The sequence below is a fragment of the Claveliimonas bilis genome, assembly GCF_020892095.1.
Lineage (GTDB): Bacteria > Bacillota > Clostridia > Lachnospirales > Lachnospiraceae > Claveliimonas > Claveliimonas bilis.
This window is the reverse complement of the sequence record NZ_AP024845.1, coordinates 173,617-186,640: the sequence shown is the minus strand read 5'-3', so window position 1 is coordinate 186,640 and position 13,024 is coordinate 173,617. Positions and strand designations below refer to the sequence as shown.

At 45.0% G+C, this 13,024-nt stretch carries 14 protein-coding genes; 10 read left to right on the top strand and 4 right to left on the bottom strand.

Translation table 11 applies throughout. The annotated features are described in order from the left end of the window. The first annotated feature begins 2 nt into the window (after positions 1-2). Positions 3-1,868, top strand: a complete 1,866-nt coding sequence (locus EUBC25_RS00985) for an ATP-dependent helicase (protein ID WP_230106398.1) — start codon at positions 3-5, stop codon at positions 1,866-1,868. Here the strand turns inward: EUBC25_RS00985 and EUBC25_RS00980 are convergent. Then, complete coding sequence (locus EUBC25_RS00980; RefSeq protein ID WP_230106397.1) at positions 1,865-2,164, bottom strand: DUF1292 domain-containing protein; 300 nt, start codon at positions 2,162-2,164, stop codon at positions 1,865-1,867. The genes EUBC25_RS00985 and EUBC25_RS00980 overlap by 4 nt on opposite strands. A 189-nt stretch (positions 2,165-2,353) precedes the next feature. Between EUBC25_RS00980 and EUBC25_RS00975 the strand changes: the two genes are divergently transcribed. From EUBC25_RS00975 to EUBC25_RS00965, 3 genes are read left to right on the top strand one after another with little or no spacing between them, the layout of a single operon-like run. Further along, positions 2,354-3,370, top strand: coding sequence for a sugar ABC transporter substrate-binding protein (locus tag EUBC25_RS00975; protein WP_230106396.1), 1,017 nt, complete (start codon positions 2,354-2,356; stop codon positions 3,368-3,370). 21 nt (positions 3,371-3,391) lie between these two features. Next, on the top strand, positions 3,392-5,089 hold the full coding sequence (locus tag EUBC25_RS00970) for an alpha-amylase family glycosyl hydrolase (RefSeq protein ID WP_230106395.1): 1,698 nt from the start codon (positions 3,392-3,394) through the stop codon (positions 5,087-5,089). A 39-nt stretch (positions 5,090-5,128) separates the two neighbouring features. Beyond that, a complete protein-coding gene (locus tag EUBC25_RS00965; RefSeq protein ID WP_230106394.1) occupies positions 5,129-5,677 on the top strand; it encodes a DUF5662 family protein in 549 nt (182 codons plus the stop codon). A gap of 57 nt (positions 5,678-5,734) precedes the next feature. Here the strand turns inward: EUBC25_RS00965 and EUBC25_RS00960 are convergent, their stop codons facing one another. Next, entirely contained in the window at positions 5,735-6,214 is a 480-nt protein-coding gene (locus EUBC25_RS00960; protein ID WP_230106393.1) for an S-ribosylhomocysteine lyase, read from the bottom strand. 128 nt (positions 6,215-6,342) lie between these two features. Here EUBC25_RS00960 and EUBC25_RS00955 point away from each other — a divergent pair, with 128 nt between their 5' ends. The 3 genes from EUBC25_RS00955 to EUBC25_RS00945 are packed head-to-tail and all read left to right on the top strand — an operon-like array spanning position 6,343 to position 8,537. Continuing rightward, a complete protein-coding gene (locus EUBC25_RS00955) occupies positions 6,343-6,978 on the top strand; it encodes a histidine phosphatase family protein (RefSeq protein WP_230106392.1) in 636 nt (211 codons plus the stop codon). Positions 6,979-6,996: 18 nt separating this feature from the next. Further along, positions 6,997-8,001, top strand: a complete 1,005-nt coding sequence (gene trpS / locus EUBC25_RS00950; protein WP_230106391.1) for a tryptophan--tRNA ligase — start codon at positions 6,997-6,999, stop codon at positions 7,999-8,001. Between the two features lie 26 nt (positions 8,002-8,027). Continuing rightward, on the top strand, positions 8,028-8,537 hold the full coding sequence (locus EUBC25_RS00945) for a hypothetical protein (protein ID WP_230106390.1): 510 nt from the start codon (positions 8,028-8,030) through the stop codon (positions 8,535-8,537). 54 nt (positions 8,538-8,591) lie between these two features. On the opposite strand, the gene EUBC25_RS00940 is transcribed toward EUBC25_RS00945, so the two are convergent. Next, positions 8,592-10,226: an ABC-F family ATP-binding cassette domain-containing protein gene (locus EUBC25_RS00940; protein ID WP_230106389.1), complete on the bottom strand. Its 1,635-nt coding sequence runs from the start codon at positions 10,224-10,226 to the stop codon at positions 8,592-8,594. 183 nt (positions 10,227-10,409) lie between these two features. Here EUBC25_RS00940 and EUBC25_RS00935 point away from each other — a divergent pair, with 183 nt between their 5' ends. From EUBC25_RS00935 to EUBC25_RS00925, 3 genes are read left to right on the top strand one after another with little or no spacing between them, the layout of a single operon-like run. Beyond that, the gene (locus EUBC25_RS00935; protein ID WP_230107522.1) at positions 10,410-11,267 is read left to right on the top strand and encodes a patatin-like phospholipase family protein; all 858 of its coding nucleotides are present in this window, start codon (positions 10,410-10,412) and stop codon (positions 11,265-11,267) included. Positions 11,268-11,284: 17 nt separating this feature from the next. Continuing rightward, entirely contained in the window at positions 11,285-11,689 is a 405-nt protein-coding gene (locus tag EUBC25_RS00930) for a secondary thiamine-phosphate synthase enzyme YjbQ (protein ID WP_230106388.1), read from the top strand. A 26-nt stretch (positions 11,690-11,715) separates the two neighbouring features. Then, the gene (locus EUBC25_RS00925; RefSeq protein WP_230106387.1) at positions 11,716-12,276 is read left to right on the top strand and encodes an HD domain-containing protein; all 561 of its coding nucleotides are present in this window, start codon (positions 11,716-11,718) and stop codon (positions 12,274-12,276) included. Here the strand turns inward: EUBC25_RS00925 and truA are convergent, their stop codons facing one another. Further along, positions 12,277-13,011, bottom strand: coding sequence for a tRNA pseudouridine(38-40) synthase TruA (truA, locus tag EUBC25_RS00920; protein WP_230106386.1), 735 nt, complete (start codon positions 13,009-13,011; stop codon positions 12,277-12,279). Positions 13,012-13,024: the final 13 nt, after the last annotated feature.

Sequence of the window (13,024 nt, the reverse complement as noted above, 5' to 3'; positions counted from 1 at the left end):
GAATGCATCTGAATAAGGCACAGCAAAAAGCAGCCTGTCATTTCCAGGGGCCATGTATGGTCCTTGCCGGTCCCGGTTCCGGGAAAACTCTTACCATTGCAGCAAGAATAGAAAATCTGATTAAAAGGTACAAAGTAAGACCAGAAGAAATTCTGGTCATTACTTTTACCAGATATGCTTCCTATGAAATGCAGAACAGATTTAAAAGTCTTATGGGAGGAGTCTGTCCTCCTGTAACATTCGGGACATTTCATGGGATCTATTACGGAATTCTAAGGTGGGCTTATGGATTTACTTCGGCAAATATTCTGACCGGGGAAGAGAGCAGCAGACTTTTGGGGCAGATCCTGGCTCTGCCGGAATTGGACCTTAAGCTGGAAGTGGAAGATGAACAGGATTTTATCAGAGATCTTCTGACAGAAATCGGAAAAGTAAAAAATAACGGGCTGGATATTCAGACATATAAAGCGTCCGTATGTCCGGGAGCATTTGCAGATATCTACCAGATGTATGAAAAGAAGAGAAAGGAAATGCGCAAGATCGATTTCGATGATATGCTGATCCTCTGCCATGAGCTTTTTAAGTCCAGACCGGATATTCTTGAAAAATGGCAGGCCAGGTTCCGGTATATTCTGGTAGATGAATTTCAGGACGTCAATAAAATACAGTATGAAATTTTGAAGATGCTGGCGCTTCCTGAAAATAACCTGTTTGTAGTAGGAGACGACGATCAGTCGATCTATCAATTCCGGGGAGCGGACCCTTCTATTATGCTTGGTTTTTCCAGAGACTATCCCGATGCCGGGCAGATTCTCCTGGACGTTAATTACCGCTCCACTGCTCATATTTTAAACGGCGCCCTCAGAGTGATCGGGCACAATGAGCAGAGATTTTCCAAAGAGATCAAACCTCATGCAGGAAAGGGAGAGTGCGTCCATGTGCAGGAAGTCCTGGATGTAACGGAGGAAGGAAAGTATGTGATAGAGGGCGTGAAAAAGAGGATGGAACAGGGCGTGCCGGCAAAAGAAATCGCAGTACTGTTCCGTACGAACCGGGATGCCAGGATTCTTGCGGAAATGCTGGCAGAACACCAGATTCCCTTTGAAATGAAAGAAAATATCCAGAATATTTATGATCACTTTATTGCCCGCAATATAAAAAGTTATCTGCAACTGGCCTCCGGAAGCAGAGAGAGAAGATATTTTCTGGATATTATGAACTGTCCGAAACGCTACTTAAGCAGAGAGTCTTTGGAGTCTTCCAGAGGAAGTTTTGAGGATATGAGAAAATTTTACTGTGATAAGGGGTGGATGCAGGACCGCATCGATCAGTTTGAGTGGGATGTTAAAATGATGGAAAACAAAACCCCTTATGCGGCAATACAATATATAAGAAAGAAGATCGGCTATGACGACTATCTGAAAGAATATGCCAAAATCCGGCGTATACGGGAGGAAGATCTTTTTGAAATTCTCTATGAAATTCAGGAAAGATCTAAAGAATTTCAAAGTTTTGAAGAGTGGTTTCTCTATATAGAGAACTACGGACAAATGTTAAAGGAGAAGAAGGGCAGAGGCAGAAAAGATCAAACTGGGGAACAGGGCGTGGCGCTTATGACCATGCACGGCGCAAAAGGCCTGGAATTTGATACGGTATTTGTGATCGGAGGAAATGAAGGCGTCACTCCTTACCGAAAAGCCAAACTTGATGAAGAGATCGAGGAGGAGCGCCGGATGTTTTATGTGGCTATGACACGGGCAAAGAGAAAACTGGTGATCAGTTATGTAAAAACGAAAAACGGAAAGGAACTAAGTCCTTCCCGTTTTGTTGAAGAGCTTTTGTTGAAAGAAGGAGAAAGCAGACATTAAAGATCCTCTTCCTCGCCAAATTCCTGCTCGTCCAGCCATTCGTCAAATGCATCTGCCGCGATTTCATATTCTTCATCGTCAAGAATATTTTCCAGATCCGGATTTTCCGGGTCTGTGTCAATATAACGGTAAAGGTATACATCACCTTCCTCGCTTTCGCCGTTTTCATCCAGAGGAAGAAGGGCGATATATTGGCGTCCGCCGGCTTCATAGACAGTCAGAACGGCACATTCAATCTCTTCATCGTTATCCAGAGTCAGTGTTACAGTAATTTCATCCATATTTTCTGTAGCCATACAAAAATCTCTCCTTTATTCTTTCTGTTTTTACTCTATCAGAGCGGCGGCACAAAAGCAAGTAAAATCTATGTTGTGAAAAGAGAAAGGAAAAGGAGAGGGAAATGGCTGGGGCTGGTAAAAATGAAAAAAATGTAGTAAAATACAAAATATATGTGACTGGAATCATTCGCAAGGAGGAACAGATATATGAAAAACCGCAAGATAAAAGTGCTTCTGGCACTTGTTGTCATGGGAATTATGATGTTGTCCGGATGTAAGAAGCAAGTGGGCACACCGGAAGATAATCCGGTTCAGGAAGAAGATACAGAAGAAACAGATGAGGAAGAGGCGGAAGAAGAAGGATACAAATTTGGTTTCAGCGGAATCAATATGGAGAATCCTTATTTTATTACGCTGGAAAATGCAATTCGCGAATCGGTTACAAGCTCAGGGAATACACTGATTACCGAAGACCCGGAAGGAGATGCCCAAAAACAGGCTTCACAGATCACAGAGATGATCGAGGCAGGGATTGATGCCATTTTTTTAAGCCCGGTAAATTGGGAGGAAATTACTCCCTCTTTGCAGGAACTTCAGGAAGCGGATGTACGCATTATCAATGTAGATACACAGGTTAAGGAAATGGATTATGTAGATGTCTATGTGGGATCTGACAATGAAGCAGCCGGACGTATGTGCGGTGAGGCGTTGATTGAGAAATGCCCGGACGGAGGCAAAGTACTGATACTGGAATGCCCGACACAAAATTCTATTAATGAGAGAATTACAGGATTTGAGGAGGCGATTTCAAAAGCGGAGGTCGGTTTTGAAATTGTGGCAAGAGAAAATACAGATGGAAAATTTGAAAAGTCAGTGGAAGTGGCGCAAAATATCCTCAAAGAACATACGGATGTAACAGCCATTATGTGCGGAAATGATCAGATCGCGGTAGGAGCGCAGACAGCAGTGAACCTTCTTGGAATGGATGATGTAATTATTTACGGTGTGGACGGTTCCCCTGATATCAAAAAAGAGCTGGAAAAATCAGACACACAGATTGCAGGCACAGCGGCACAGTCTCCGATCAATATGGGGAAAAAGGCTGTGGAAGTAGGGCTTGCTATTTTGAACGGCGAAGAATATGAAAAAGAAAATTATGTAGAGATCATTGATATGATCACGAAAGATAATGTGGAAATGTATGGAGCAGATGGCTGGCAGTAGAAGCAGCAGGAAGGACGGAACATGAGAAGAGAAAAAGGGAAACCGCTGCCTTTGGGCGTGAGTGTGGGAAAAGACAGCGTTAATTTTGCAATAGAGGTTCCGGAAGGAAAAGAATGCAGATTGCTCCTTTACAAAAAAGGAGAACGGGAGGCTTCTGTCATTTTTGAAATGCCGGAAGAAGACGGAGTCGGAAGTGTACGTTTTCTGTCGCTTTTTGATTTTGCATATTCGGAGTATGAGTATAATTATCTGATAGATGAGGAGGTCTGTGTTGACCCCTATGCCAGAAGCCTTGCGGGAACAGAAGAGTTTGGCCACAAATGGGAGCTTCAGGAGCATGAGGTTCGTGCCGGAATTTATGAGGATCACTATGACTGGGAGGGTGATCTTCCTCCCTGTATTCCTGCCAATGAAGTGGTGGCCTACAGTCTCCATGTGCGGGGATTTACGAAACACAGCTCTTCAAAAGTTGCCCATAAAGGTACTTTCCGGGGAGTCATTGAAAAAATTCCTTATCTGCTTGAGCTGGGGATCAATCAGATCCATCTTATGCCGGTATATGAGTTTGAACAGCTGGGAAAATATGTAAATTACTGGGGATACGGACCGGGATTTTATTTCGCTCCCAAAAGAGCTTATGCGGCATCAGACGATCCGGCGTCAGAATTAAAAGATATGGTGCGGGAATGCCACAAGGCCGGGATTGAGGTAATACTGGAAATGCCTTTCGAGGGCGGTACTTCCAGAATCCTTATGGAGGAGTGTCTGCGCTGGTATATGATGGAATACCATGTGGACGGATTTATTTTGAACCCGGATGTAACGCCGACAGATGGGAGCTATGCTGACCCGCTTTTAAGCAAAATGAAACTTTTCCATCATCAGGCAGGTTTTCAGAATGTTATGCGAAGGTTCCTGAAGGGGGACGAGGGCATGATTGAAGAGGTGATATACTGGCTTCGAAGGCCTGCAGGGGCGGAAGGCATGTATAATTATATTGCAGGTCATAATGGATTTACCCTGAACGATCTGGTTTCCTATGATGCAAAACACAATGAAGCAAATGGAGAAAACAACCAGGATGGACCGGATTACAATTACAGTTGGAACTGCGGAGCAGAAGGACCCAGCCGCAAGAGGGCGGTCGTGGCGCTAAGAGCAGGACAGATGAGAAATGCTTTTATGCTTGTTCTCCTTGCACAGGGGATTCCCTGTATTCTTGCAGGAGATGAATTTGGAAATACTCAGAAGGGGAACAACAATGTGTACTGTCAGGACAATCCGGTGGGATGGCTGGACTGGAGCAGACTTGAGAAAAACCGCGCTCTCCATGAATTTGTAAAGGAGATGATCGCGCTTCGCCGCAGTCACCCGGCGCTTCGGCAGAAAGAGGAACTTCGGGGCATGGACCAGATCAGCTGCGGCGTACCTGATGTGTCTTATCATGGAGAATATGCATGGCAGACTCCATCAGAAATATCCAGCCGCCAGCTTGGAGTATATTACTGCGGTATTGCAGCAAAAGATACGGATTGTTTTGTTGCTTACAACATGCACTGGGTAGAGCACAGTTTTGCTCTCCCGGCGCTTGGAAAAGGGAAAAAGTGGTATCTGACAGCGGACAGCAAAACAGGAGTCCTTGAAGATCCGGAAGTGCTGAAAAATCAAAGAGAAGCCGTTCTGGAAGAAAGGACGATCGCGCTGTTTATCGGCAAATAATTATGCAAGACTACTTTTGCGGACAGGAGATTATGTGAGATGAAAGCCTGGGGGCATTTTTGTACAATAACGCATCACAAGATTCTCGTAATGAGAGGCTGCTTTAAAATCGGATTATACAGACAGGGACTGCTGCATGATATGTCCAAATATTCCCCTGTAGAATTTCTGGTTGGCTGTAAATACTATCAGGGCAACCGAAGTCCCAATAATGCAGAGCGGGAAGAAAAGGGCTATTCCCTGGCGTGGCTTCATCATAAAGGGAGAAACAAGCATCATTATGAATATTGGATCGACTATGGCCTGGAAAAAGAGGACGGCATTATCGGGATGAAAATGCCGGTGCGCTATGTGGCGGAAATGTTTGTAGACCGCATTGCTGCCTCGAAGACTTATCAGAAGGAAAATTACCGGGATGAACATCCGCTGGCCTATTATGAAAGAGGAGCTGCCAGGCTGGGACGGATGATCCATCCGGATACAGCAGCTCTCCTCCACAGCCTGCTGAAGATGCTGGCAGAGGAAGGAGAGGAGCGGACCTACGCTTATATCCGCAATGTTGTATTAAAGAAAGATTTTCCCTATTAACTAAAAAGAGTTCCGTAAATGGAACTCTTTTGCAAAACATGGACGTTTTTCAATGAATTATTCAGGATATACGAGTCTGTCATCGGATATATTTTCCAGGACTTCCATACGGTATTTCCGGGCAAGATATCTGGCCATCGGAAGATTCATATCCAGATAGTTCCCGCAGTCTTTTGGGGAAGCACCGGGAACTTCACCTTCAAAATCAGCAATAAAATCAAAAAGCGCCTGTATAAGAGGGATGATATCCCTGGATTCATAATCGCCTGCCAGCAGCAGATAAAAACCGGTGCGGCAGCCCATAGGGCCGAAATAAAGGACTTTGTCAGCGTATGTTTCGTCATTTCTAAGGAAGGTGGCGCCTAAGTGTTCGATGGTATGTACCTCGGCAGTATTCATGACCGGCTCTTCATTAGGGCTTGTCATACGAAGGTCAAAGGTGGTGACAGTACAGTCGCCGGCTTTGTCTTTTCGGGACACATATACGCCGGGCTGCAGTTTCCAGTGGTCTATGGTAAAACTGGTAATTTTTTTCATTTTTGTCTCATCCTTTCTCAAACATATTCCTTTTTCAGTGTAACACTTTTTCCCTGAAATTTCTATGAAAAGAACCATTCAGTGTGGTATACTGGTACTGGACTTGCAGAAAGGATGGGCGATGAATCATGAAATTATATCTTGTACGCCACGGCGAGACAGATTGGAACAGGGCGAGAAAAATACAGGGGCAGGTAGACATTCCCCTCAACGAGTTCGGAATACATCTTGCAGAGGAGACAGGGAAGGGACTGAAAGATATCCCCTTTGATCTTTGTTTCACTAGTCCTCTTGGCCGGGCAAAGCAGACAGCTGAAATTATTCTGAAGGGCCGGGACGTTCCGGTGATAGAGGAACCGCTGATCATGGAGATGGCTTTTGGCGTGTATGAGGGCAAATGCTGTTCCAGTGAAGGATGGGAGCTTCCGGAAAGTTTCCACCGCTTTTTTGACGGACCGGAGGAGTATGAAGCTCCGGAAGGCGGGGAGGATTTTAAACAGGTAAAGGAAAGAGTGGGAAAGTTCCTGGAAAGGATCGGGTCAGACGACACATTAAAAGACAGCACGATCCTCATTACAACCCATGGAGCTGCATTGGCAGGTATGCTTAATTATATAAAAAAAGAACCCCTTTCGAAATACTGGGGGCAGGGAGTACATAAGAACTGTGCAGTGACGGAAGTAGAGGAAAGGAACGGCAGTTTCCATATTTTGGCGGAAAATACCGTATATTATAAAGACAAGGTTGAACCTTGGAAAAAGTAGCAGACGGAGGGTAAAAAGATGATTAACGATAAAAAAGTGTTGTTCAGCGGTATGCAGGCAACAGGGAATCTTACTTTGGGAAATTATCTGGGAGCACTGAAGAACTGGGTGACATTAAGTGATGAATATGAGTGTTTTTACAGTGTTGTGGATATGCATTCTATTACAGTAAGGCAGGATCCGGCGGTGCTTCGCAAAAGAGCAAGGGCATTGTTGATCCTGTATATTGCAGCAGGTCTGGATCCAAAGAAAAACTGCATTTACTATCAATCCCATGTTTCCGGGCATGCAGAGCTTGCATGGATTCTCAATTGTTTCACTTATATGGGCGAACTGAACCGGATGACCCAGTTCAAGGATAAAGCGGCGAAGCATGCAGATAACATTAATGCGGGACTTTTCACTTATCCTGTGCTGATGGCGGCAGATATTCTCCTGTATCAGGCGGATGTGGTTCCGGTCGGAGTGGATCAGATGCAGCATCTGGAGCTGACAAGAGATATTGCGGAGCGTTTTAATAATATTTACGGGGACGTATTTACGATCCCGGAGGCATATATCGGAAAAGTGGGCGCTAAGATCATGAGCCTTCAGGATCCCTCTAAGAAAATGTCCAAATCAGACGAAAACCCCAATGCCAGCATTTATCTGATGGATGATCCGGATACTATTATGAGAAAGTGCAAGAGAGCTGTGACAGATTCTGAAGCCCAGATCCTTTACCGTGATGAGCAGCCGGGAATCAAGAATCTGATCAATATCTACAGTGCATGTACCGGAAAGACTCCGGAGGAAGTAGTAAAGGAATTTGACGGAAAAGGATATGGCGAATTTAAGCCGGCAGTGGGAGAAGCAGTCGTATCCGTGTTAAAGCCTCTTCAGGAGGAAGCGGCACGTCTGGAAAAAGATAAGGCATATATTGACGGTATTATAAAAGAAAATGCGGAAAAAGCAGGTTATTTTGCAAATAAGACACTTAGAAAAGTGCAGAAGAAAGTAGGATTCCCGGAAAGGATCCGCTAAAATTCCGGAAAGGCAGAGAAAAAGAGATGGCAATACAGACAGCGGGAGAGCAGAAGTATTATGATCTGATTGAAGAAAAAGCAAAAAAGATGCGCACAGCAATGATCATCTGGATCAGCTTTCTTGCGCTTGCCTTGATCTCTGTATTTTCTAATATCCTGCTGGGAGCAGTGTTTGGAGCGCTGGGCGTTTTTCTGGCAGTAAGAAATCGAAAAGAACAGAAAGAAATGGACAAAGAGCTGGAAAGAGCCGGGGATAAAACAGAGTTCTTTAATCAGCTGATTGCGCCGGATGCACTGGAAGTTCCCGACTTTCAGCTGATAGTGACAAGGGATTACATTGTGCAGTGCACAAAAGAGAAGCTTTATATCCGGCCGCGAAGTGAGATCAGGAGCAAGGATATTGCCACAGAGAAAGGGACGAAGGTTCTGATTCTTACAGATCAGAATGGGATCAGACACGAAGCGGCCAGAGCGAAGAAAAAAGATGCAGCAGCATTTGACAAAATCTGTCGGGTGCTGCAAGCAGAAGAATAAAAAATCAAGCCCATTTCCAAGGGGCTTGATTTTTTGTCATTAATTTAGGAAAATTTAATCCTCATCGTCGCTTTGCACCGTATAAGTCTGGCGTTTTCTTGCCATCTCGTCACTTTCCAGATATTCGTCATAAGTGGTGATCTTATCGATCAGTTTTCCGCCCGGCACAATTTCCATGATGCGGTTTGCGGTCGTCTGTACGATCTGATGGTCACGGGAGGAGAAAAGCAGGACGCCCGGAAATTTCATCATCCCGTTGTTGAGGGCGGTGATGGATTCCATGTCCAGATGGTTGGTAGGCTCATCCAGAATCAGGACATTTGCTCCGGAGATCATCATCCTGGAAAGCATGCAGCGGACTTTTTCACCTCCGGAAAGAACATTTACCCGTTTTACTCCGTCATCGCCGGAGAAAAGCATACGGCCAAGGAATCCCCGGACATAAGTAACATCCTTTTCTTCCGAATACTGCATCAGCCATTCTACGATGGTGTAATCGTTATCAAACTCAGAACCAAAGTCCAGAGGGAAATAAGCCTGTGACGTTGTAACACCCCACTTGTAAGTTCCTTCATCCGGTTCCATCTCCCCGGTCAGAATCTGGAAGAGAGTGGATTTGGCAAGCTCATTTCCGCCTACAAATGCCACTTTGTCTTCTCGGTTCAGCGTGAAGGAAATGTTGTCCAGAATCTTTTCTCCGTCAATGGTTTTGCTAAGGCCGTCTACAGTGAGAACTTCATTTCCGATTTCACGGTTGGGGCGGAAATCGATATAGGGGTAGCGGCGGCTGGAGGGCTGAATGTCATCCAGCTGGATTTTCTCCAGGGCCCGTTTTCTGGAAGTAGCCTGCTTGGATTTGGAAGCGTTGGCGCTGAAACGGGAAATAAATTCCTGCAGTTCCTTGATCTTTTCTTCTTTTTTCTTATTGGCTTCTTTCATCTGGCGGATCAGAAGCTGGCTGGATTCATACCAGAAATCATAGTTTCCGGCGTAAAGTTTAATTTTGCCATAGTCAATATCGGCAATCTGTGTACAGACCTTGTTCAGGAAATAGCGGTCGTGGGAGACAACAATCACTGTATTGTCGAAATTAATCAGAAATTCCTCCAGCCACGCGATAGCATCCAGATCCAGATGGTTGGTAGGCTCGTCCAGAAGGAGGATATCCGGGTTGCCGAAAAGAGCCTGGGCAAGGAGAACCTTTACCTTTTCCGGTCCGTTTAAGTCCTTCATGAGTTTGTAATGCATTTCTGTGTCAATGCCAAGTCCGTTCAGTAAAGAAGCGGCATCAGATTCTGCCTCCCAGCCGTTCATTGTGGCAAATTCCGCTTCCAGCTCACTGGCACGGATGCCGTCTTCGTCAGTGAAGTCCTCTTTGGCATAAATGACTTCTTTTTCTTTCATGATTTCGTATAGCCGGGCATTTCCCATAATGACTGTATCCAGAACGGGAAATTCATCGTATTTAAAATGATCCTGCTGAAGAAAGGAAAGCCGCTCTCCCGGAGTGATGATAACCTCGCCTTTGGTAGGTTCCAGCTGCCCGGAAAGGATCTTCAGGAAAGTAGATTTTCCGGCTCCGTTGGCGCCGATCAGACCGTAGCAGTTTCCTTCGGTAAATTTAATGTTTACATCTTCAAACAATGCTTTTTTGCCGACACGCAGCGTTACATTACTTGTACTGATCATAAATATCCGTCTCCTTAATATTATCCTTAATAATTAGGTTTCAATCCCATGAATGGGGATGTGCGCATATCTCGATGCGATACAAAGCATATCTTAGCAAAAAATACCGGAAATAGCAAGAAAATAAGGTTCCCATTCAGGAGAAATCCGTTTATAATGAGAAAGGAAAGTGAGGAGATGAATATGGAAAAGGCAACAATGGTGCTGGAGGGCGGAGCCACCAGAGGCGTATTTACATCCGGAGCTTTGGACTACCTGATGGAGAGGGATTTTTATACCTCCCATGTGATAGGGGTATCCGCCGGAAGCTGCAATGGCGTGGACTATGTTTCCAGACAACCGGGACGTACAAAAGACTGTATGATACATAAGGAAAAAGAATATAGCTACTATTATGGATTTGCAAAATTTATAAAAGAAAAAAGCCTTCTTGATATGGATATGGTATTTGAACGTTATCCAAAAGAAATCTTCCCCTTTGACTTTGATACTTATTTTGCATCGGAGATGGAGTGTGAGATCGTAACGACCAATTGTATTACAGGAGAGGCAGAATATATGACTGAAAGAAAAGATGAGGACAGGCTGATGAAGCTTTGCAGAGCATCCAGCAGTATGCCGCTGATCAGTCCTATTGTCAATATTGACGGCGTTCCTTATCTGGACGGCGGTCTTGCTGATTCTATTCCAATCCGCCGGGCAATGGAGATCGGAAATGAGAAGATCGTAGTGATCCTTACGAGGAATCCGGGATACCGCAAGAAAATGCCTTCAAAAGCGGCAGTAAAAGTATACCGCCGGGCATACCGGAACTACCCGAAGCTGGTAAAGAGCATCGTCCGGCGCAATGTTGTCTACAACAGGACAATGGAGATGCTGGAACGCCTGGAGGAGGAAGGAAAGATCTTTGTCCTTCGTCCGCTGATCCCTACTGTATCACGGCTGGAGAAGGACTATGATGTACTGATGCATTTTTATGAACATGGATACCGTCTGATGAAGAGAGAATATGACGCACTTCAGAAATATATGGAACAATAAATATGGGAGGAAAGAACATGTATTTATATAAACATCATATTGCCACAAGAGGCGCACAGCAGATGTCAAAAGTAACGGATATGGTGCGGGAAGATATTGAAAAGAGCGGGGTAAAGGACGGCATTGTGGTTGTATTTTCCCCTCATACAACGGCGGGTTTTACGATCAATGAAAATGCCGATCCGGATGTGGTGCATGATATGCTGAAAGGATTTGAAAAGGCATTTCCTACAAACGCAGATTTTTACCGCCATGCAGAGGGCAATTCCCATGCACATATGAAGACGACGCTGGTAGGCCCGTCACAGACTCTGATCTTAAGCGGCGGAGATCTTCTCCTTGGAATCTGGCAGGATCTGTATTTCTGCGATTTTGACGGGCCAAGGAACCGTACGTTTTATGTGAAGATCCTGGAGGGATAGTCGGCAGGAAAAGGAGTGCAAACGAGATGGAAGAAGAGACATTGCTTCAGTTTCTTAATTTGGCAGAGAAACTGAAATGTCATACAAGACATTCCTGGACATCCAGCGGAAGGCAGGAGAGTGTGGCGGAACATGTGTACCGCCTTCTGGTTTTTGCCTGGCTTGTAAGAGAGGAATTTCCGGACTATGATATGAACCGTGTTATGGAACTGGCACTGTTTCACGATATGGGAGAGGCTCTGACAGGAGATATTCCGGCTTTTGAAAAGGACAAAGAGGACGAAAAAAAGGAAGAACAGGCTCAGGAGAAGATTGCAGGGATGCTCCCGGAGCCATACCGGGAGAGACTTGCAGACATCTTCCGGGAAGTAGAAAAGAAGGAAACGAAAGAATCCCGGCTTCTTGCGGCATTGGACAAGCTGGAAGCTCTGATCCAGCACAACGAGGCGGATTTATCTACCTGGCTGCCGCTGGAGTATGATCTTCAGCTTACTTATGGACAGGAGCAGACAAAGTCAATTCCTTATATGAAAAAACTCCGCAAAAGAGTCTATGAGGATTCTGTAAAGAAGATGGAGGAAGCATAGTTAATAGCGAACCTCCTGCAGGTAAAGTCCCTTTGCATCGCAGGGAAGGCTTGCGGACTGCCGTCCGGCAAAAATTTCTTCGATATCTTCCTTTTTTCGCGTGCCGAGACCGATTTCAAGAAGTGTGCCAATGATCATTCTTGCCATGTTGTGAAGGAAGTCGTCAGCGTGAATGGTAATCTGCATTTCTTCCCCATCATCATAGACTTCAATTTTATAGATTTCCCGTTCTGTAGACTTAGTCTGTTTTACGGTAGAAAAGCTCTTAAAATCGTGACGGCCGGTCAAAAGGAGAGCAGCCTGCTGCATCGCTTTTTTGTCCGGCGAACGGAAACAGTGGAATGTATATTTGCGGTCAAAAACACTTGGCACATCGTTGATGGTCATACGGTATACATAGATTTTTGATCTGGCGTTGAGCTGTGAATGAAAGCGCTCGGGAACATCTTCCACCTGGATGACCGCAATATCCATAGGAAGATAGCGGTTCAGATAATGCTGGATTTCGTAATCCTTCATTTCGGTATTTGTTTTGAAATTGGCAATCTGCGCGTAAGCGTGGACGCCTGTCTCCGTTCTGCAGCCGCAGAAAAGTTCCACCGTTTCGCCTGTCATTTTCTGTATTACTTCAATGATCTTATTAGAGATCGTATTTGTAGATTCATTTTTGCCAAGGCGTGTCCAACCCTGATATCTGCTTCCGTCATATTCGATTGTAAGTTTTATATTACGCATAACGTCACCCTCC

Bases quoted from the DNA above. Each gene is read 5' to 3' on its own strand.
- EUBC25_RS00985 (WP_230106398.1), top strand. From the start codon at position 3: ATGCATCTGAATAAGGCACAGCAAAAAGCAGCCTGTCATTTCCAGGGG.
- EUBC25_RS00980 (WP_230106397.1), bottom strand. From the start codon at position 2,164: ATGGCTACAGAAAATATGGATGAAATTACTGTAACACTGACTCTGGAT.
- EUBC25_RS00975 (WP_230106396.1), top strand. From the start codon at position 2,354: ATGAAAAACCGCAAGATAAAAGTGCTTCTGGCACTTGTTGTCATGGGA.
- EUBC25_RS00970 (WP_230106395.1), top strand. From the start codon at position 3,392: ATGAGAAGAGAAAAAGGGAAACCGCTGCCTTTGGGCGTGAGTGTGGGA.
- EUBC25_RS00965 (WP_230106394.1), top strand. From the start codon at position 5,129: ATGAAAGCCTGGGGGCATTTTTGTACAATAACGCATCACAAGATTCTC.
- EUBC25_RS00960 (WP_230106393.1), bottom strand. From the start codon at position 6,214: ATGAAAAAAATTACCAGTTTTACCATAGACCACTGGAAACTGCAGCCC.
- EUBC25_RS00955 (WP_230106392.1), top strand. From the start codon at position 6,343: ATGAAATTATATCTTGTACGCCACGGCGAGACAGATTGGAACAGGGCG.
- trpS (WP_230106391.1), top strand. From the start codon at position 6,997: ATGATTAACGATAAAAAAGTGTTGTTCAGCGGTATGCAGGCAACAGGG.
- EUBC25_RS00945 (WP_230106390.1), top strand. From the start codon at position 8,028: ATGGCAATACAGACAGCGGGAGAGCAGAAGTATTATGATCTGATTGAA.
- EUBC25_RS00940 (WP_230106389.1), bottom strand. From the start codon at position 10,226: ATGATCAGTACAAGTAATGTAACGCTGCGTGTCGGCAAAAAAGCATTG.
- EUBC25_RS00935 (WP_230107522.1), top strand. From the start codon at position 10,410: ATGGAAAAGGCAACAATGGTGCTGGAGGGCGGAGCCACCAGAGGCGTA.
- EUBC25_RS00930 (WP_230106388.1), top strand. From the start codon at position 11,285: ATGTATTTATATAAACATCATATTGCCACAAGAGGCGCACAGCAGATG.
- EUBC25_RS00925 (WP_230106387.1), top strand. From the start codon at position 11,716: ATGGAAGAAGAGACATTGCTTCAGTTTCTTAATTTGGCAGAGAAACTG.
- truA (WP_230106386.1), bottom strand. From the start codon at position 13,011: ATGCGTAATATAAAACTTACAATCGAATATGACGGAAGCAGATATCAG.